Here is a 308-nt window from a genome sequence, read left to right on the forward strand (position 1 = left end):
AGCAGCGGCAGCACCAGGTACGGGCCGGCCGGCACGCCGTAGCGGCCCATCGTGACGCCGAAGTCGGCCGTGTGCTTCGGCAGTTTCGCGACCGTCGCGACGTCGAACAGGCCGCCGACGCCGAACACCGTGTTGATCACGACCCGCATGATGTCGCCCACCCCGTCGGCGATGCGCAGCTGCACGATGTTGTTCGCGGCGATGTAGACGTCGCCGATGTTCGAGAAGAAGTTGGTCACGCTGTCGCGCACCGGCTGCGGCACCACGTACTGATAGCCCTTCGCCACCGGCTTCAGCGCGTACGTGTC

1 protein-coding gene is annotated in these 308 nt (G+C 66.9%); it reads right to left on the reverse strand.

The window, feature by feature from the left end; genetic code table 11:
* Positions 1-308: MlaA family lipoprotein (locus SB771_RS33940; protein ID WP_410721907.1), on the reverse strand; the 308-nt coding region annotated here is incomplete at both ends.

This window comes from Burkholderia sp. SIMBA_051, from assembly GCF_046534915.1.
Lineage (GTDB): Bacteria > Pseudomonadota > Gammaproteobacteria > Burkholderiales > Burkholderiaceae > Burkholderia > Burkholderia ambifaria.